Consider the following 18,377-nt stretch of genomic DNA (forward strand, 5'->3'; position numbering starts at 1 on the left):
AACGGGTGAACGATTGCGCCATAGAAGAGCGCCGGGACGGCCGCTCAATCCACTATCGAAAACGTCGCGCTCGCAATGCATTGGCAGTCTGCAAGGGGGTGCTCAAGAACGCCGTAAGCCGTGTCGATGGTCGCATGTGCCTCGGACACGCCATGCGGGTCGAAAGAGCCTTCGGGACGTAAGCATTCCGCGAAAATGCGCTGCATCGGCTGGTGGATGGAGAGGTCGAAAAAACGATCCGAGAGCCGCACCTGGAGCTGTTGGCCTTTTGTGGCAGAGGTCGGAATGACCGGGATAATGGGTATTGATATACTCGATGATGATGCCGCTTTCGGGCATCGTTACGTTGAATTCCGCATCATGCGACACCGGAATCGTCCCCATTGGCGATGTCTCGAAGAACGCCGCCCTTGAATCAGAATTGGAGAAATCGACGATAACCGACTCAAAAGATGTGCCGTTCTCATAAAGTGCCACAAGCACCTTATGGCAGAAAGACCAGAGGATGCGGATTGAGCTTCAGGGTCGTACGACCTCTCCATAGGTAAACGAAACTGTGGCTGGATGCTGTAAAGGTCCAAGGAGAGTGCACCAAGGACGTGGTTTTCGGTATGATGCGTCGACGGATTCGAACAATCCACATTCACGTTGTTCGAAGCAAGTGCAGGAAATAGGTATGAAACTTACCCTCGTCTATGCGGTGGCAGCGCTTGCTGAAATTGCCGGCTGCTTCGCCTTCTGGGCGTGGCTGCGCATGGGCAAGTCGGTGGCGTGGTTGGGACCTGGGATGATGTCGCTTGCGGCCTTCGCCTGGCTTTTGACGCTTGTACCGACCGAGGCCGCCGGCCGGGCCTATGCCGCCTATGGCGGGATCTATATCGTCGCGTCTTTGCTATGGCTTTGGATCGTGGAGCGTCATGCGCCTGATCGTTGGGATCTGGCGGGTGGTGCGGTTTGCCTGGCTGGTGCCTCGCTCATTCTGTTTGCCCCGAGAGGATAGGCCATGTGCGGTCGCTTTGTTTTTAAAGGCAACGCCGGAAGAGATTGCCGACTATCTTGACCTGATAGGGTTGGAGGATTTTCCGCCGCGATTCAATATCGCACCGACGCAGCCTATCCTCATCATTGTCGAGGGTGAACGGCAGGAGGTGGGAAGCAATCTGCCGAACCGTAAAGCCATGCTCGTGCGCTGGGGCTTCATGCCGGGTTGGGTGAAAGATCCCAAGACGTTCCCGCTTTTGATCAACGCCCGCTCCGAAACCGCCGTTGGTAAGGCGTCATTCCGCGCTGCCATGCGTCATCGCCGCATCCTGATCCCGGCCAGCGGATTTTACGAGTGGAAGAGACCTTCCAAGGAGGAGGGCGGAAAGCCTCAGGCCTATTACATCAGACCAAAGCGCGGCGGCATTGTCGCCTTCGCCGGACTAATGGAAACATGGTCCTCCGCCGATGGATCGGAAGTTGATACCGGTGCCATCCTCACCACCGCCGCCAACAGGTCCATGTCGCGTGTCCATGACCGGATGCCGGTGGTGATCGCACCAGAGGATTTCGCCCGTTGGCTGGATTGCAAGACGCAGGAGCCACGTGAGGTTTCGAGCCTGATGCGGGCAGCGGATGAGGATTTTTTCGAAATGATCCCGGTGTCGGACAAGGTGAACAAGGTCGCCAATGTCGGGCCTGATCTCATCGAACCGGTGGAGGAAGCGGCACCTCTTGCTCCGATAAAGGAAAAGGGCGGACAACTGTCGTTATTTTAAACGACGGACCCGCTTCCCGCAGGCCGTGCCCTCACGTCGAAAATGAAAATGGCGCTCGAAAGCGCCACTTGCAACGTCGACAGGCACCACACTGCCTGCTGAACATAAAAGAGATCAGGCAGTCTTAGCCTGCTTTGGCTTGCGCGCCACCATCATGGCGGCAGCTGCAACGGCCTTGAGGCCAAGCGGCTGGTAATGCGCCTTCAAATCCGGTTTTGCCGGCATCTCGATTTTCTTCGTTTCTGTCATTCCACCCTCCGCAGATCGCTTATCAGGCCTATGATTCGTTGGCCTTTCTGACTAGCTCTCTCGGGGGCAATCGTGACGAATTCGAGGCGGATTCAATCAATTGAAAATTGCAGTCTGCGACATTTCGTGTTCGGGATCGCCTGAAAAAAGTCGCAAGTTAAACCAGCCGTTGTTACGGCAAAGACGACCCCGTCTTGTCAGAAATCAGATGCCGCGGTCGAGTCCGTCGCCGCTATCGCCGTGGTCATGCTCTTCAATCGTCAACGTTCCATAGCGCTTGTGCCAGATGCGCGCGCTGAAGGGCAGGAAGGTCAGATAGGCGAGCACGGTGAGGATCAGCACTTCCCAGGTGAAGCTCATCAAGAGCGCCACATAGAGCACCACGATCAGAATGGCTGGAAGCACGAGATCGCGACGGATACGGCTTTCCGATTTGCCAGACCAAACGGGCAGTCGGCTGATCAGCAGATAACCGATCAACACAGTGTAGGCGGCAGCGATATGGGCGAATGTCCTGCTCGGCTCGACGCCGATAAAACCGATATAGACGGGAAGCAGCACCAGCATCGCACCCATCGGTGCAGGCACACCGACGAAGAACTCGTTCTGCCAGGGCGCTTTCACCTCACGTTCGATCATCACATTGAAGCGCGCTAGGCGCAGTCCGGCAGCGATCACGTAGATGAGGGCGGCAATCCACCCAAGCGAGCGGGCCTGATCGAGGAGATAGGCATACACGACGAGGGCAGGGGCGACACCGAAATTGACGATATCGGCGAGCGAATCCATCTGCGCGCCGAACTTGGACGTCGCCTTCATCATGCGGGCCAGGCGTCCGTCGATGCCGTCGAGGAAGGCTGCCAGCAGCACCATGGCTACCGCAAGCTCAAAGCGGCCTTCAAAGGCAAGCCGAACACCGCTCAAGCCAGCGCAGATGGCGAGCACGGTCACGAGATTGGGGATGACAAGACGAAGCGGAATTTCCCGAAGCCTTGGGCCTCGTCCGCTATCCTGACTGATCTCGTGCTTGCCATTGATGCTTGGCTGTGGCGCTTGCTCGTCCATGAAACGCGTCTCCCTGACGTGTCATCAGCCGCGGCGGCTGATGACGGCTCCCTTGGTCGAGCCGAATTCGGCCAGAACCGTTTCACCGGCAATGGCCGTCTGACCGACGGAAACACGCGGCGAGAAGCCTTCCGGCAGGAAGATATCGAGGCGAGAACCGAAGCGGATCAGGCCGAAGCGCTCGCCCGCATCGACGGGTTCGTTCGGCTTGACCCAGCAGACGATGCGACGCGCGACCATGCCGGCAATCTGTACGACGCCGACCCGGCCATGCGCAGTTTCGATCACGAGACCGTTGCGCTCATTGTCCTCCGATGCCTTGTCGAGATCGGCATTGAGGAAGAGGCCTGGGCGGTACGCGACATTGACCACGCGTCCACGCACCGGCGAGCGGTTTACGTGGCAGTTGAACACGTTCATGAACACAGAAACGCGTACCATCGGCTCCTTGCCGAGTTCCAGTTCCAGTGGCGGAACCACAGTCTGGATAGCGGAAACGGTACCATCGGCCGGGCTGATGATCAGATCGTCATCCTGCGGCGTCACGCGCTCGGGATCGCGGAAGAAGTAGGCGCACCAGGCGGTCAGAACCATCCCGATCCAGAACAGAGGTTCGGCGATCCAGCCGAGCACCAGCGATGCCACGAAGGAGGCTGCGATGAAAATGTAGCCTTCCTTGTGGATCGGAACGAGGGTGTTACGAATGGTATCGAACAGGTTCATGGGTCTTTCTTCTCCGAAGTTTCGTTATCGGCCTTTGCGATATGCGCCATGAAGGCCGCTCCCGCTTGGACCTCGATTTGCCTGCGCGCCCGAAGGCGAAAACTTGGCTCGTTCCGCAAGACATGCACCATATAGTCGTTTCCCGACAATATTCACGTCTCAAGGCGACAAAACACGCATAGGTGACTACAGGCAAACCGCGTCACGGGCAATGGTGCGCAGCGGCTGGGCCGCTTTATACCGAGGTCAATGCGCGGGTTCACCACGATCCACCACGCCTAGGTCATCCTTCTCACGAACTTCGCGCAGCCGTTCTTCTGCCTGGATCGCTTCGCGCTGACGGCTCCACATCGAAGCGTAGAGACCGCCCGCCAACATCAGGGAGGAATGGGTGCCGCGTTCGGCGATGTTGCCATCCTTCAGCACAATGATCTCATCTGCGCCAATGACGGTCGACAGGCGGTGGGCAATCACCAGTGTAGTGCGGTTCTGAGAAACCACATCCAAGGCGCTCTGGATTTCCTGTTCCGTATGCGTATCGAGCGCCGATGTCGCCTCGTCGAGGATGAGGATCGGTGGGGCTTTCAGAATGGTACGGGCAATCGCCACGCGCTGCTTTTCACCGCCAGAAAGTTTTAGGCCTCGCTCGCCGACCATGGTCTGAAACCCGTCCGGCAACTTACTGATAAAGCCGCTGATCTGCGCCGCGTTGGCGGCAGCCGTGACATCGGCATCCGGCGCGTCCGGACGACCATAGCGGATGTTGTAGGCGAGCGTATCGTTGAACAGCACCGTGTCCTGAGGAACCATGCCGACCACCGCACGCAGGCTCTTCTGCGTCACCTCGCGAATGTCCTGACCATCGATGGTGATCGAACCGCCTTGGATATCGTAGAAACGATAGAGCAGGCGGGAGATCGTTGATTTACCCGCACCGGACGGTCCGACAATGGCAATGGTCTTTCCCGCCGGGACATCGAAGGAGATACCTTTGAGGATCGGGCGCTCGGGATCATAGGAAAACTGCACGTCGCGGAAGCTGACAGCGCCAGCGCCGATTTGGAGCGGTTTGGCATCCGGTGCATCCACCACTTCCGCCTCCACTTCCAGAAGATCGAACATCTGCTCGATATCCGTCAGCCCCTGGCGGATTTCGCGATAGACGAAGCCGATGAAGTTGAGCGGTACGGAAAGCTGGAGAAGCAGCGCGTTGATGAAGACGAAGTCGCCGATGGTCTGTTCGCCGCGCTGAACCGCGAGCGCCGACATCACCATCATGACGAGCGAACCAAGACCGAAGATGACACCCTGGCCGAAGTTGAGCCAGCCGAGCGATGTCCAGATGGCGACGGCAGACTTCTCGTAACGCGCCATGGAGGCATCGAAACGACGGGCCTCCATGTCTTCATTGCCGAAATATTTCACCGTTTCGAAGTTCAGGAGCGAGTCGATCGCCTTGGTGTTGGCGTCGGTGTCGCTATCGTTCATCGACCGGCGAATGGAGATGCGCCAGTTGCTGGCTTTGACGGTGAACCAGATATAGGCCCAAACGGTCACGACGGTGACGAAGACATACCAGAAACCGTAGGATACCCAGAAGATCGCCGCCGTCAGCAGGAATTCGATGAATGTCGGGGCGGTGTTGAGAATGGTGAAACGGACGATGGTTTCGATGCCCTTCGTGCCGCGCTCGATGATGCGCGACAGGCCACCGGTCTTGCGCTCCAGATGGAAGCGCAGCGACAGTTGGTGCATATGAACAAAGGTCTTGTAGGCAAGTTGGCGCACCGCGTGCTGACCGACGCTGGCGAACAGCGAATCCCGAAGCTGGTTGAAGCCGATCTGAATGATGCGCGTGATGTTATAGGCGATGACCAGCGCCACGGCACCCAGCAGGAAGACGGGAAGCAGCCCCGCCATATCGACTTTGCCATTCAGTGCATCGGTTGCCCATTTGAAGAAATAGGGCACCGAGATCAGCACCAGCTTGGCAACGATCAGGAAGAAGGTGGCCCATACCACCCGCATCTTGAGATCGGGTCTGCCCTCGGGCCACATATAGGGCCAAAGGTTGATAAGGGTCTGCATCGGATTGCTGGAATCCGCTGAAATCGTCTTCTTCTTGTCGGCCATTCTCTGCTCCGGCGTCTGCCGGGATGCAGACAGCAAGACGGCGGCCCTGATGAGCCGCCGCCGTCTAAATTAGATAATATTCCGACCAGGCATTTGCAATGCTTGGGGCCGTCTTCTTACCGCGTCTTCAACCGGTTGCGGTGGATTTCTTCCGCATTCGGCAACGCCTTTTCCGGCACATCGAAAATCTGGCCTGGCTCGATCAGGTCCGGGTTCTGGATTTGCTGCTGATTGGCAAGATAGATGGTGGTGTAACGCACGCCCTGGCCATAGACGCGACGCGAAATCTGCCACAGCGTATCGCCGCGACGAATGATCACCGCACTCTCGCTATGCGCAAGCGGCGCCTGTTCGAATGTCTTCGTACCGGATGCATCGGTTACCGGAGCCGCTGCATTTGTTGGCACAGACGTTGCGGGAGCCGCTGTATTCAACTCTTCGAAACGGTTCGTCAGGCCAGCAATTGCTTTTCCGACCGCGACCACATCGTTCGGCAGTGCTTCCACGAGCGAGAGCAGGGATCGCGCTTTGTGGGAAATGTCGGCAACGAACGCGGTAAAGGCCGGCTCCGCAGAAGCGGCTGTGCGGAACTCCGAGAGTGAACGAAGCGCGATAACCGTCGCTGACTTCGCTGCCGCGACCTCGTCCAGCGTCGGTGTCTTGCCGTCTTTAAAAAGACCGGACAGAATACCGAAGGCCTTCGACACTTCCGTGCGCAGCGCTTCGAACGCAGCCTGATCGGTGACCGCTGCCGGAGCCTGTCCCGATACCGTCGCGTTCGGCTGCCCCCCAGCTACGCCGGATGGCTGCATGGCAACCGTGCTCTGATCCGCCTCCGGGCGAGAGAACGGCACGCGGACACGCACCGCTACCTTACCGGATGCATCAAGCGCTTCCGCCGTGATGATGTGACTGCCGACCGAAAGCTGGATGTCGCCTTCAACGACGAAGCTGCCGGAGGCTTCCGCCTTGCTTTCGCCGACGCGCGTATCGTCTACGAGTGCGCGGATCGTCGTGCCGGCAGGCGCGGAGCCAGCAATGTAAATCTTCGAGCCATCGAACTCGACCGCGGTAACGCGCACGGATGCCGTCTCGGACGTGGTGTTGGTTAGCGCTGCATTGCCGGTCGAGGCGGCCGCCGCAGGCGCTTGGGTATTCGTTGCGGCATTCGGTGTCGCCTGTGCCTGAAGAGCAGGCGGAGCTGCTTCCGGCATGGTCAGAACGCGGCTAGCCTTGCCAGGTGTGGTGACCATGGCAAGCAGATCGCCACCTTTCTGGGCAGGGACGGACACGGTCGCCACTTCCTTCGACTCGGAGACCTTGCCGTCCTTGCCGGTTGCGCGCAGCACCAGCTCATGGTTGCCGGGCGGAAGGGGATTGTCGAGAACGGCTGCAAAATCGCCGCTGCCTTCAACCGGGGTCTTGGCGATAACCTGGCCCTTGTTGACGATTTCAAGCTGCGAACCCGGCTGCGCCTTGCCGGCAATCACAGCCGAACCGTCCGGCTCGACGCGCAAAACGTCGAATGTCGGAAGCTGAGCGGCGTCTCCCGTGGCGGCGGGTGCGGAAGGCGTTGTGGGCTGTGCAGGCGTTGGAGCTGGCTGAGGGGCTGTGGCTGGCGCTACCGGCTTTGGCGCACCATCATCCGTGCCGGCAAACACGCCCGCCAAACGGCGGACCTGTGCTGCGGCCGCGGCGGCATCTGTCGGCAAGCCGCGAAGATAGGCTGCCGTGCGCTCCGCTGCTGTGCGCGCGGTGGTGATCAGACGCGAGGTTGTCTCATCGAGCGATTCCGGAATGTCGATGTTTTCCAATTCGCGAAGCGAATCTTCGACCTGCTTGCGGGCGGCTGCAAACGCCTCATTGGAGGGCACCTTGTTATCGGCAAACAGGTTGCTCATGTCCTTGATGGACTTGTTGGCGGATTCCGCCAGGCGGCCAACCTTCTCGGCAATATTGGTGGTGTCCTTGGCCGCATCCGAGAGAAGATCGCCAGCCTTTTCACTGCCCATTTCGACGCTGTTCTTGACGGCGTTGCTGGCTTCGTTAATGGCGTCACCGATCGGCTTGTTATCGCCAGACATGCGAGGAAGAACGAAGAAGACCATGAGCAGCGTGGCAATGCCGAGCACGACAAGCGCCAACAATCCGGCTCTTTTATTTTTCATCATGTGTCTCCACGTCATTCTTCGCAATATTATCGAGGATTGCTAGCGTTTTAGCGCTTTTCATACAAGCGGCCCCGGGCGCCAAGCGCCGCGTTTGTCGCGTCTTCCCCCAAAATTTCTTGACGGAATTGACCCTGCGTAGTTCGGTGCAGGCCATGACACATGAAAACCATTCGATTCGATCCATCTGCGTCTATTGCGGCTCTCAGCCCGGGCGCGATCCCGCCTACATGGAAGCTGGCCGCAACCTTGGAAAATCCCTGGCCGAAAACGGCATTCGCCTTGTCTATGGCGGCGGCACTAAGGGCATCATGGGCGCGGTCGCAAGCGGTGTTCTTTCAAACGGCGGCGAAGTTACGGGGATCATACCCGAGTTTCTCGTGGATATGGAAGCGACACGCCATTCTCTCGGCCAATTGAACGAACTTGTGATCACCAAGGACATGCATGAGCGCAAGCACATGATGTTCCAGCGCTCGGACGCCTTCGTCACTTTGCCGGGCGGTATCGGCACGGTTGAAGAGATCGTTGAAATCATGACTTGGGCGCAGCTCGGCCGTCACGCCAAGCCCATGGTCTTTGCCAATATCAACGGCTTCTGGGACCCGATGCTGGAACTGGTCCGCCATATGCGCGACCAGGGCTTCATTCATCGCGCTCACTTGCTGAACCCACTGGTCATCGACAAGATCGACGACATCGTACCCGCGATTATCGAGCGTGCGGCAGCCCAGGAAAATCCGGAAGGCGACCCTTCGGTCATTGCGCAGCTTTAAAGCCTGAAGCTGCCGGTCAAACGGCAGCTCTGCCCTTCATCAGGCTCGGCAGGGTGTAGACCGCAAGTGCTGCCCAGATCATCATGAAGGCGATCATTCGCACCATGTCGAACGGTTCCTTGAAGACGAAAACCGCGATGACGAAGATCATCGATGGTGCGATATACTGCATGATGCCGATGGTGGAGAGCTTCAAAAGCTTGGCGCCATTGCCATAGAAGATCAGAGGAACGGCGGTGATGAGTCCGCTCGCCGCCAGAAGCCAGCTATCCTGCAGCGTGCCCGCGAAAAAATGCCCTTGCCCGGTGAAGGTCAGATAGACGATGAAGGCAAGAGCAGGCGGCGTCAACAGCAGCACCTCCAACAGGAAGCCCTGCGTTGGCCCGATCGGCAGCGTCTTGCGGAAGAAGGCGTAAAAGCCCCAGGAGACGGTTAGTGCGAGCGCGACCCAAGGCAGACCACCGGCATTCCATGTCAGTAGCGCTACGGCAATCGCCACCAGCGAAATGGCCGCCATCTGCATGCGGCTAAGCTTTTCCTTCAGGATCAAGGCGCCGAGAAGAATGCTGAAGAGTGGATTGATGAAGTAGCCGAGTGCGGCATCCAGCGCGTGACCCGAGCCGATGGCCCAGATGTAGATGCCCCAATTGACGCTGATCAGCGATGCGGTGAGGCAGGCCATGGCAAGCATGCGAGGCGTCGTCAGCGCTTGGCGGATTTCGGCAGTTCGGCCAAGCGCGATCAGCACGATCGCAGCAATCGGTACCGACCACACCACGCGGTGAACGATGACTTCCAAGGGCGAGATATGCGCGACGGCCTTCATATAGAATGGCAGGAAACCCCACAGAAGATAGGCGGTCAGCGCGTAGGCGAAGCCACGGACGCTATCGCCCGATTGGGGAGCCTGAATGGTGGGGTTCATTGCCATGGGAATACTGCCAATATGATCGGGATCTCTCCGCAGTATTCCCCTTTGGTGTGATGTACCAATTCATTTCCGTGAAGCTTTGGTTAGAAAAGCTGCATTTGCTCAAACAAGAAGCCTATGCGAGATGAATCGGTGTGCGAGCTGATGGCCCTAAGAAACTGAAACGATTCCGGATTTCGCTCAATTCCATTGCCGTGGCTTGATGCTCAAGGCTGAACATCAAGCGATGGCTAAGCTGGTTTCACTTTCCAGCAAAGCGATCCGTTGCCCTGATCAACTGGTCAAGAATGCCGGGCTCGGTCATTGCGTGGCCGGCAGCCTCGATTATGTGCAGATCCGCCTTTGGCCACGCCTTGGACAAATCCCACGCTGTCTTAGCCGGGCACGGCATGTCATAGCGGCCGTGAACGATGACGCCTGGAATGTCTTTCAGCTTGTAGGCGTCGCGTAACAACTGTCCTTCTTCGAGCCAGCCGGCATTGACGAAGAAATGCGTTTCGATGCGCGCAAAGGCGATAGCGTAGCGATCTTCACCGAATTCATTCACGCGTGCCGGATCGGTAACGAGCGCAATCGTCGCACCTTCCCATTGGCTCCAGGCCTTGGCGCATTCCAGCTTTTTCTTTTCGTCGGTACCGGTCAGATAGCGATAATAGCTTGCCATCATCTGCCCGCGCTCCGCCTCGGGAATAGGCGCAATAAACGTTTCCCAGCGCTCGGGATACATTTCCGAGACGCCGAACTGGTAGTACCAGTCCAGTTCCCGCTTGGTCAGCAAATAGATGCCGCGCACGATCAACTCGCTGACATGTTCAGGATGGGTCTCGGCATAGGCGAGCGCCAGCGTCGAGCCCCAGGAGCCGCCAAAGACCTGCCATTTGTCATAGCCAAACATCTGGCGCAGCTTCTCGATATCCGCCACCAGATGCCAGGTTGTATTGGCGTCGAGGCTTGCATGCGGCGTCGAGCGTCCGCAGCCGCGCTGGTCGAACAACACCACGTCATAGAGAGCGGGATCGAAGACGCGGCGCTGCGTCGGGTTGACGCCACCACCTGGGCCCCCGTGCAGGAAGACCGCAGGCTTGCCGCCCTTGGTGCCGACGCGCTCCCAGTAGATCGTGTGGCCATCGCCCACATCCAGAAAGCCGGTCTCGTAGGGTTCGATCTCTGGATAGAGGCCGCGTAGTATTTCAGTCATGAAAACAGTCCTTGATGCTATGCCTTGTTTGCTTCGTCTTCGGGCGGCCAGACCATGGTGTCGTGGTCCGGATGCTGATAGGAAATAATCGTGCTTTCATCGATACCTTGCTGAACAGACGGCTTGTCGAACAGCGCTTTGATCCACGGCATCTGCATATGTGCGTTGACCTGCACCTGCGGCTCGATCTGATCCGGATGATCGAAGGCGCCGATGGCGATCTCGACCCCGCCCGGATAGTGATAGGTCAGCGGCGTTCCGCACTTGTTGCAGAAGCCCCGGTGAATCTTGGAGGATGACCGGAAGAGGCTAGGCTGCCCCCGTGTCCATGTGAGATGGGCCTGATCTGCACCCACAAGCGCCCCAAAGAAATTGCCGAAATGCTTCTGGCACATCCGGCAATGGCAAATCGACGGCCGGCCAAGCTTGCCAGCGTGAAATCGGACCGCACCGCACTGGCACCCACCTGAATATCCTGCCTCGCTCATCAACGCTTCTCCTCTGGCCATGTCTCCGTATCGTGGTCCGGATGCTGATAGGAAACAAGATCGGCGATGAAACTAGCCGACGTCACATCGGCCAGCGTCTCCTCTTGCGGTAGAGCGTGAAGATGATCGACAAAGCCGATCTTGTTTTCGACGCCCCATTGGATAACGGGGGGCAGGCTGGCAGGATCATCGAAGGCACCTGCCGCAATGGCCATTCCATCCGGCGCCTCATAGGTCAGCGGCGTGCCGCACTCGCCACAAAAGCCCCGCTTTACGTGGTTGGAAGATTGAAACCGCTTCGGCTCACCGCGGGTCCATTCAAATTTCGCACCTCGCACGGAGACGAGTGGCGCATAATAGGCCCCGAAGGCCTTCTGGCACATGCGGCAATGGCAGATAGAGCTATCGTTCAAGTCTCCTTCCGCTCGAAACCGTATGGCCCCGCATTGGCATCCGCCGGTGTGGATGGTCATGATTGCTCCCTCGGTATTGATCGCAGGAAATGTAGGCAGACATCGTCTATCTGTTGGAGGACGTCATCGTTCCAGAAGCGGATGACGGTCCAGCTTCGCCTCTCATTGAGGTCAAAGGTGAAATGGCAAGGGTCCGTCTTGCCGATCTCCCCCCTTGAGGGGGAGATGCCCGGCAGGGCAGAGGGGGGTAAGCGACGAATCTAGACGTAGAAAGCGGGCGTTTGCAGCAAACCCTACCGCTTCAACTCCCAAGTCGTCACCCGTTCACCCGTTTCCTTGTCCTTACCATCTTTCAACTGAATCCCCTTGGTAGACAGCTCATCGCGAATCCGATCCGCCTCGGCAAAATTCTTCGCCTTCAGCATCTCCAGCCGCATGGCAACGAGCGAATCCACTGCGGCGGCAATCGCCTCATCCACCTCCGCCTTCTTCGGCAGCACGCCAAGAAGTGCCGCGCTCGCCGCAAATACGGGAAGTTTTTCCGGATCGGCATTGGCAGATTGGGCCAGAGCATGCAGTGCCTGTACGGCCGCAACGGTATTGAGATCGTCAGCAAGCGCATCGAGCACGCCTTGATCGACATCGGCATCGCTCGCTTCTGCGGCAGGCCACTTCGCGAGCAGCCGCTCCGCTTCTTCGAGACGCTTGACGGAGAAATCGATCGGTTCACGGTAATGCGTCATCAGCATCGCCAGTCGCAACACTTCTCCTGGCCATTTGCGGCCGCCAAAAGTTTCGGTGTGCAGCAGATCGTAGATCGTCACGAAGTTGCCGTCGGACTTGGACATCTTGCGGCCTTCGACCTGCACGAAGCCATTATGCATCCAGACATTGGCCATCACATGGGTGCCATGGGCGCAGCGGGACTGGGCGATTTCGTTTTCGTGATGCGGGAAGATGAGGTCGAGACCACCGCCGTGAATATCGAAGACTTCACCGAGATATCGACCGGACATGGCGGAGCACTCGATATGCCAGCCGGGGCGACCACGCCCCCAAGGGCTTTCCCAGCCGGGCTCGTTATCGCTTGAAAGCTTCCACAACACGAAGTCGCCAGGGTTCTTTTTGTGCGCGTCGACCGCGATGCGCGCACCAGCCTGTTGCTCGTCCAGCGGACGCTTGGACAGTTGGCCGTAGTCGCTCATGGATTTGGTGTCGAACAGCACCTCGCCTGACGCCACATAGGCGTGGCCGCGCGCAATCAGCTTCTCGATGATCTCGATCATCTGGGTGATGTTATCTGTCGCGCGGGGTTCCACTGTCGGCTCAAGGCAGCCGAGAGCCGCGACATCCTGATGAAACTGATTGGCGGTCTTTTCCGTCACCGCATGGATCGCGTCGTTCAGCGGCAGGTTGGGATAATCGCGAAGCGCCCGCGCGTTGATCTTGTCGTCCACATCGGTGATGTTGCGCGCATAGGTGACGCCATTCTCGCCATAGACATGCCGCAGCAGGCGATAGAGCACGTCGAAGACGATCACCGGGCGGGCATTGCCGATATGGGCATAATCATAGACCGTCGGGCCGCAAACATACATGCGGACATTCTTCGCATCGATCGGCTGAAATTCGGCTTTTTCGCGGGTCAGCGTGTTGTAAAGCTTCAAGCGCAAGGACATGCGTATTTCCTTCGGGTATCGGAGATTGACCCCACCGGAGCGTTTGTCTGCTTTGACCTTTCAGGAGACGAAAACGATCTGGCCGGGGGTTAGACCAGCAAAATTCAACTCAGCAGCAACGGCAGATCGTTATTTTCATGGCTTGCTTTATGAAGCGACGCCCGTTGTCGGTCAAGAGCATCGCTTTGAGATTCACGCTGGTTCGCAAGTCATTCCGGCGTGCGATAGCTGACGAATTTCCGGTCGCGGACGACATAGATCTTACCGGTCTCGGAGAGGTCAGGTGAGGCAAGCGGGACGATAGCCTGTGCCACTTCCGAAGGATGGGGCAGGGTGTCGGGATCTTCGCCGGGCATCGCCTGGGCGCGCATTGCCGTACGCGTCGCGCCCGGATTGATGCTGTTGACGCGCAAATGGGTCTGCTCGGTCTCCGCCGCCCAAGTGCGTGCCAGCGCTTCAACGGCAGCCTTTGAGGTAGAATAGACGCCCCAGAACGGCCGACAGGAATGGGCAGCGCCAGAGGACAGGATCAGCGCGCGCCCGGCATCGGACTTCAACAGAAGCGGTTCGACTGAGCGAATGAGACGCCAGGTTGCGGTGACGTTGATGTTCATCACCTTTTCAAACACCTTGGCCTCTATATGGCCGACAGGGGAAATGACGCCAAGCATCCCGGCATTGGCGACCAGAATGTCGAGCTTGCCCCAACGTTCGTGGATAGAGGCGCCGAGTGCATCGATCGCCTTCATGTCTGCGAGATCGAATGGAACGAGCGTGGCCGTACCACCGACAGCCTTGATAGCGTCGTCCAGATCTTCGAGCCCACCAACCGTGCGCGCGCAGGCAATCACATGGGCGCCAGCTTTGGCCAGTTCGACCGCGGTGAAATAGCCGATGCCGCGAGAGGCTCCGGTCACGAGTGCGATCCGGCCTTTAAGGTCGATGGTCATGGTCCCCCCTGAATATCGTTCGACAGTCCGCCATGTCTTACTGAGGGAGGACATGTCCGGCAAGCGGCTTCGAGGTCTGAGAAGGCCGCAGAGAAAAGCCCGCATTTGTGATGCGGGCTTTAAAAAGATTAGCCGTTGCTGGCGAGCATGGAGATCTTGCTGCCCATCGACTCACCATTCTTGTCGAGAAGGCGTGTCGGATATTCACCGGTAAAGTAATGATCGGTGAACTGAGGACGGGCAGGATTGCGGTCCTCTCCGCCCACGGCGCGGTAAAGTCCGTTGATCGATAGGAAGGCGAGCGAATCCGCGCCAATATATTTCGCCATCGCATTCACGTCGGCATACTGGTTGGCGAGAAGCTTATCGGCATCCGGCGTGTCGATACCGTAGAAATCCGGATGGAAAATCATCGGGCTCGCGACGCGGATGTGGACTTCCTTGGCGCCAGCTTCACGGATCATCTGCACGATCTTGACCGACGTCGTGCCACGAACGATGGAATCATCCACCAGAACGACGCGCTTGCCTTCGATCATTGCCCGGTTGGCGGAATGTTTCAGCTTCACGCCGAAAGCGCGGATCTGCTGCGTCGGCTCGATGAAGGTACGGCCGACATAGTGGTTGCGGATGATGCCGTATTCGAAGGGAATACCGCTTTCCTGCGCGAAGCCAAGCGCCGCAGGCGTTCCGCCGTCGGGCACCGGCACGACGACATCGGCCTCGAGCGGGGCTTCCTTGGCAAGGTTCATGCCCATGTTCTTGCGGGTCGTATAGACGTTACGACCGCCGACGACGGAGTCGGGGCGAGCGAAATAGACATATTCGAACAGGCAGAGGCGCTCCGGCTGCGGCTTGTTCGGCTTGCGCGCATCGATGCTGATCGAACCATCCGGCTGGATCTCACAGATGATGACTTCACCATTTTCAACGTCGCGGACGAATTTTGCACCGATAATGTCGAGCGCACATGTCTCGGAACAGAAGATCGGCTTGCCGTCCAGATCGCCCATGACGAGGGGACGGATGCCAGTGGGATCGCGCGCTGCAATCAGCTTGGTGCGGGTCATGGCCAGCATCGAATAACCACCTTCCATCTGGCGGATCGCATCGATGAAGCGGTCGGCCGTGGAGGAGTGGCGGGAGCGTGCGATCAGATGCAGTACGACCTCTGTGTCGGACGTGGACTGGCAGATCGCGCCGGTCGCGATGATCTGGCGGCGAAGCGTCAGGCCATTGGTGAAGTTGCCGTTATGGGCAATGGCGATGCCGCCTTCTTCCAACTCGGCGAACAGCGGCTGCACGTTGCGCATCGCGACTTCACCGGTGGTCGAGTAGCGCGTATGACCCATCGAGATCGTGCCGGGAAGGCGGGCCAATGTGGCCGGGTTGGTGTAATGATCGCCCACCAGACCCATGTGCCGCTCCTGATGGAAGCGCTTGCCATCGAAGGAAACGATACCGGCCGCTTCCTGGCCACGATGCTGAAGAGCATGCAGGCCGAGTGCCGTCAGGGCCGCCGCATCCGCGTGACCGAGAATGCCGAAAACACCGCATTCCTCATGCAGCGTATCGCCATCGATAATGTCATTGAAGGTGGAATGCGAAAGCGGCTCATTCATCTGGCTTGCCTTTGCTTACTGCCAAAAACAAAAACCGCCCCGGCGATTTACTCTGCCGGTTTGGCCTGTTTGCTGCCTATATCGAAGTATTTAGCACAAATAGCGCGCCTTGCATCTATTGCAAGGCGCGCTATCGGATCAATTCGCTGGGACCGGCGCCGTTGTTGCCGGCGCGTCTTCCGCAGGCGCCTGCTCAGGTGTGGTCTCAGTCTTCTTCCCAAGGATGCGAGAGCGGATTTGCGGCTCGATATCGTCCGGCAGAACGGCTTCCAGCTTGCCGACCAGACCATCGAGGAACGGCTTGGATTTGGCCTGCGTTACCCAATCGGGCTGCGTTCTCACATCGACCAGCCAGTTCCAGAAAGCGACCGCGACGACGAGCAGAAGCAGGCCGCGCGCAGCGCCGAAGAGGAAACCGAGCGTGCGATCTAGCGCACCGATGCGGCTGTCGATGATGAAATCGGCAATGCGCGAGGTGATGAAGGAAATGATGATCAGCGCAACGAGGAAGACCAGACCGGCCGAACCGGCAATCGCGATCTTGTCGTCATCGGTATAGTTGCGCGCATAGGGAAGCAGCAGCGGATAAAGATAGTAAGCAGCTGCAACGGAGCCGACCCAACTTGCGATGGACAGAATTTCACGCGAGAACCCACGCACCATGGCGAGAACGGCGGAGAAAAGCACAACGGCAAGAACGATACCGTCGAAAATCGTAATGGGCATTTACCAACTCCGGAGGTCGCGGCACCTGAAAGGAAGCCGCTGTGCCAATTTGCGATCCTCTTACACTAGCCGGGTAAGCAGCGAAAGGATCATTATTCGTCTTCCTCAGCCTGTCTGAAGCGGTTACCCGAACCTGCAATGCGCGCCACGAGGTCGGGGAGGCTTTCAATCTCCGTCCAGCGCCCCTTTGAGCCCTTCGGCAATTCCGCCGACGCGGAGGGGAGAAAGGCGGTGGAAAATCCAAGCTTCTCGGCTTCCTTCAACCGCTGCGCCGTTTGGGACACCGGCCGCACTGCGCCCGACAGGCTGATTTCGCCGAAATAGACGCAATCGGCAGGCAGGGCAAGACCGGCAAGCGAGGAAACCAGTGCAGAAGCAATCGCCATGTCTGCTGCGGGCTCCGAGATACGGTAGCCACCGGCTATGTTGAGATAGACATCGTGCTGACCAAGCTTCACGCCGCAATGGGCCTCGAGTACGGCAAGAATCATAGCAAGCCGCGACGAATCCCACCCCACCACCGCACGACGCGGTGTGCCAAGCGAGGTTGCCGCCACCAGGGCCTGAACCTCCACTAGCACGGGGCGCGTGCCTTCCATACCGGCGAAGACGGCGGCGCCCGGGGATTTTTCGTTGCGCTCTCCCAGGAAAAGCTCCGAAGGATTGGAGACCTCGCGCAGACCCCGGTCCGACATTTCGAACACACCAATTTCATCGGTCGGGCCGAAACGGTTCTTGACGGTCCGCAGGATGCGATAATGATGCCCGCGATCGCCCTCAAAATAGAGAACAGCATCCACCATGTGCTCTACCACACGCGGACCGGCGATCTGGCCTTCCTTCGTTACATGGCCGACCAGCACCATGGTGGCACCGGTTTGCTTGGCAAAGCGGATCATCGCCTGAACACCGGTGCGCACCTGCGTAACCGTCCCGGGGGCGGAATCGGCGGTGTCGCTCCACAGCGTCTGGATGGAATCGATGATAACGAGATCGGGCCGCTTCCCCTCGGAAATCGTCGCGAGAATGTCCTCGACATTGGTTTCCGCTGCCAGAAGCACGTCGGTTTCCGCTGCACCTAAGCGCTGCGCACGTAGCCGCACCTGCGCCACGGCCTCTTCGCCAGACACATAGATAACGCGATGGCCTTGGCGCGAGAGTGCCGCCGCGGCCTGCATCAGCAGCGTCGATTTTCCGATGCCCGGATCGCCACCGATCAGAACCGCCGATCCGCGCACGAAGCCCCCGCCTGTCGCGCGATCCAGCTCGCTCATGCCGGTCGGAATACGCGGTGCTTCCTCTATTTCACCGGAAAGCGAGGTGAGGGTGACGGGACGGCCCTTCTTCGGCGTTTTGCCGGGCCCGCCGCCGATTCCACCCATCGGGTCTTCTTCAACGATGGTGTTCCACTCGCCGCAGCCCTCGCATTTGCCGGCCCAACGGGTGTGGACGGTACCGCAGTTCTGGCAAATGAATTGTGTCTTGGCTTTGGCCAT

18 protein-coding genes and 1 pseudogene are annotated in these 18,377 nt (G+C 58.6%); 3 read left to right on the forward strand and 16 right to left on the reverse strand.

Annotated elements, in window-relative coordinates; translation table 11 throughout:
- Positions 1–102: 102 nt before the first annotated feature.
- The gene (locus QE408_RS13650) at positions 103–483 is read right to left on the reverse strand and encodes a glutathione S-transferase N-terminal domain-containing protein (protein WP_306931959.1); all 381 of its coding nucleotides are present in this window, start codon (positions 481–483) and stop codon (positions 103–105) included.
- 193 nt (positions 484–676) lie between these two features.
- On the opposite strand from QE408_RS13650, the gene QE408_RS13655 reads away from it, so the two are divergent.
- On the forward strand, positions 677–1,000 hold the full coding sequence (locus QE408_RS13655; RefSeq protein ID WP_306931962.1) for a YnfA family protein: 324 nt from the start codon (positions 677–679) through the stop codon (positions 998–1,000).
- Between the two features lie 3 nt (positions 1,001–1,003).
- Positions 1,004–1,760: pseudogene (locus QE408_RS13660) on the forward strand (SOS response-associated peptidase).
- 114 nt (positions 1,761–1,874) lie between these two features.
- On the opposite strand, the gene QE408_RS13665 reads toward QE408_RS13660, so the two are convergent.
- From QE408_RS13665 to QE408_RS13685, 5 genes are all read right to left on the reverse strand, one after another.
- Positions 1,875–2,009 carry a hypothetical protein gene (locus tag QE408_RS13665; RefSeq protein WP_272865808.1) on the reverse strand — a complete coding sequence of 45 codons (135 nt, stop codon included), beginning with the start codon at positions 2,007–2,009 and terminating at the stop codon, positions 1,875–1,877.
- A 204-nt stretch (positions 2,010–2,213) separates the two neighbouring features.
- Complete coding sequence (gene pssA / locus QE408_RS13670; RefSeq protein WP_306931965.1) at positions 2,214–3,074, reverse strand: CDP-diacylglycerol--serine O-phosphatidyltransferase; 861 nt, start codon at positions 3,072–3,074, stop codon at positions 2,214–2,216.
- A gap of 24 nt (positions 3,075–3,098) precedes the next feature.
- Entirely contained in the window at positions 3,099–3,797 is a 699-nt protein-coding gene (locus QE408_RS13675) for a phosphatidylserine decarboxylase (protein WP_306931966.1), read from the reverse strand.
- Positions 3,798–4,043: 246 nt separating this feature from the next.
- Positions 4,044–5,930, reverse strand: a complete 1,887-nt coding sequence (locus QE408_RS13680; RefSeq protein ID WP_306931968.1) for an ABCB family ABC transporter ATP-binding protein/permease — start codon at positions 5,928–5,930, stop codon at positions 4,044–4,046.
- Between the two features lie 116 nt (positions 5,931–6,046).
- Positions 6,047–8,098 carry a LysM peptidoglycan-binding domain-containing protein gene (locus tag QE408_RS13685; protein WP_306934801.1) on the reverse strand — a complete coding sequence of 684 codons (2,052 nt, stop codon included), beginning with the start codon at positions 8,096–8,098 and terminating at the stop codon, positions 6,047–6,049.
- 155 nt (positions 8,099–8,253) lie between these two features.
- Between QE408_RS13685 and QE408_RS13690 the strand changes: the two genes are divergently transcribed.
- Positions 8,254–8,874 carry an LOG family protein gene (locus tag QE408_RS13690; protein WP_306931971.1) on the forward strand — a complete coding sequence of 207 codons (621 nt, stop codon included), beginning with the start codon at positions 8,254–8,256 and terminating at the stop codon, positions 8,872–8,874.
- Between the two features lie 16 nt (positions 8,875–8,890).
- Here QE408_RS13690 and rarD read toward each other — a convergent pair whose 3' ends face one another.
- The 10 genes from rarD to radA all read right to left on the reverse strand — a co-directional run bounded on the left by rarD (position 8,891) and on the right by radA (position 18,377).
- On the reverse strand, positions 8,891–9,805 hold the full coding sequence (rarD, locus tag QE408_RS13695; protein ID WP_306931973.1) for an EamA family transporter RarD: 915 nt from the start codon (positions 9,803–9,805) through the stop codon (positions 8,891–8,893).
- A gap of 241 nt (positions 9,806–10,046) precedes the next feature.
- Positions 10,047–11,003, reverse strand: coding sequence for a prolyl aminopeptidase (gene pip, locus QE408_RS13700; protein ID WP_306931975.1), 957 nt, complete (start codon positions 11,001–11,003; stop codon positions 10,047–10,049).
- A gap of 17 nt (positions 11,004–11,020) precedes the next feature.
- A complete protein-coding gene (locus QE408_RS13705; protein WP_306931977.1) occupies positions 11,021–11,491 on the reverse strand; it encodes a GFA family protein in 471 nt (156 codons plus the stop codon).
- Entirely contained in the window at positions 11,491–11,964 is a 474-nt protein-coding gene (locus QE408_RS13710; protein WP_306931978.1) for a GFA family protein, read from the reverse strand. Before QE408_RS13710 ends, QE408_RS13705 begins: the two co-directional genes overlap by 1 nt.
- A complete protein-coding gene (locus QE408_RS23015; RefSeq protein ID WP_373465582.1) occupies positions 11,961–12,164 on the reverse strand; it encodes a DUF559 domain-containing protein in 204 nt (67 codons plus the stop codon). The genes QE408_RS13710 and QE408_RS23015 overlap by 4 nt, the downstream gene beginning before the upstream one ends.
- A gap of 33 nt (positions 12,165–12,197) precedes the next feature.
- A complete protein-coding gene (gene cysS, locus QE408_RS13715; RefSeq protein ID WP_306931980.1) occupies positions 12,198–13,583 on the reverse strand; it encodes a cysteine--tRNA ligase in 1,386 nt (461 codons plus the stop codon).
- A 209-nt stretch (positions 13,584–13,792) separates the two neighbouring features.
- Positions 13,793–14,533, reverse strand: a complete 741-nt coding sequence (locus tag QE408_RS13720) for an SDR family NAD(P)-dependent oxidoreductase (protein WP_306931982.1) — start codon at positions 14,531–14,533, stop codon at positions 13,793–13,795.
- 128 nt (positions 14,534–14,661) lie between these two features.
- Positions 14,662–16,155 (reverse strand): amidophosphoribosyltransferase, encoded by a 1,494-nt coding sequence (purF, locus tag QE408_RS13725; RefSeq protein ID WP_306931984.1) that lies wholly within the window; start codon positions 16,153–16,155, stop codon positions 14,662–14,664.
- Positions 16,156–16,293: 138 nt separating this feature from the next.
- A complete protein-coding gene (locus tag QE408_RS13730) occupies positions 16,294–16,881 on the reverse strand; it encodes a CvpA family protein (RefSeq protein WP_306931985.1) in 588 nt (195 codons plus the stop codon).
- Positions 16,882–16,973: 92 nt separating this feature from the next.
- Entirely contained in the window at positions 16,974–18,377 is a 1,404-nt protein-coding gene (gene radA / locus QE408_RS13735; protein ID WP_306931986.1) for a DNA repair protein RadA, read from the reverse strand.

This window comes from Agrobacterium larrymoorei (assembly GCF_030819275.1).
Taxonomy (GTDB): Bacteria; Pseudomonadota; Alphaproteobacteria; order Rhizobiales; family Rhizobiaceae; genus Agrobacterium; species Agrobacterium larrymoorei_B.

Coding starts and splice junctions, on each gene's coding strand:
- QE408_RS13655 (WP_306931962.1), top strand. CDS start 677: ATGAAACTTACCCTCGTCTATGCGGTGGCAGCGCTTGCTGAAATTGCC.
- QE408_RS13665 (WP_272865808.1), bottom strand. CDS start 2,009: ATGACAGAAACGAAGAAAATCGAGATGCCGGCAAAACCGGATTTGAAG.
- pssA (WP_306931965.1), bottom strand. CDS start 3,074: ATGGACGAGCAAGCGCCACAGCCAAGCATCAATGGCAAGCACGAGATC.
- QE408_RS13675 (WP_306931966.1), bottom strand. CDS start 3,797: ATGAACCTGTTCGATACCATTCGTAACACCCTCGTTCCGATCCACAAG.
- QE408_RS13680 (WP_306931968.1), bottom strand. CDS start 5,930: ATGGCCGACAAGAAGAAGACGATTTCAGCGGATTCCAGCAATCCGATG.
- QE408_RS13685 (WP_306934801.1), bottom strand. CDS start 8,098: ATGAAAAATAAAAGAGCCGGATTGTTGGCGCTTGTCGTGCTCGGCATT.
- QE408_RS13690 (WP_306931971.1), top strand. CDS start 8,254: ATGACACATGAAAACCATTCGATTCGATCCATCTGCGTCTATTGCGGC.
- rarD (WP_306931973.1), bottom strand. CDS start 9,805: ATGGCAATGAACCCCACCATTCAGGCTCCCCAATCGGGCGATAGCGTC.
- pip (WP_306931975.1), bottom strand. CDS start 11,003: ATGACTGAAATACTACGCGGCCTCTATCCAGAGATCGAACCCTACGAG.
- QE408_RS13705 (WP_306931977.1), bottom strand. CDS start 11,491: ATGAGCGAGGCAGGATATTCAGGTGGGTGCCAGTGCGGTGCGGTCCGA.
- QE408_RS13710 (WP_306931978.1), bottom strand. CDS start 11,964: ATGACCATCCACACCGGCGGATGCCAATGCGGGGCCATACGGTTTCGA.
- cysS (WP_306931980.1), bottom strand. CDS start 13,583: ATGTCCTTGCGCTTGAAGCTTTACAACACGCTGACCCGCGAAAAAGCC.
- QE408_RS13720 (WP_306931982.1), bottom strand. CDS start 14,533: ATGACCATCGACCTTAAAGGCCGGATCGCACTCGTGACCGGAGCCTCT.
- purF (WP_306931984.1), bottom strand. CDS start 16,155: ATGAATGAGCCGCTTTCGCATTCCACCTTCAATGACATTATCGATGGC.
- QE408_RS13730 (WP_306931985.1), bottom strand. CDS start 16,881: ATGCCCATTACGATTTTCGACGGTATCGTTCTTGCCGTTGTGCTTTTC.
- radA (WP_306931986.1), bottom strand. CDS start 18,377: ATGGCCAAAGCCAAGACACAATTCATTTGCCAGAACTGCGGTACCGTC.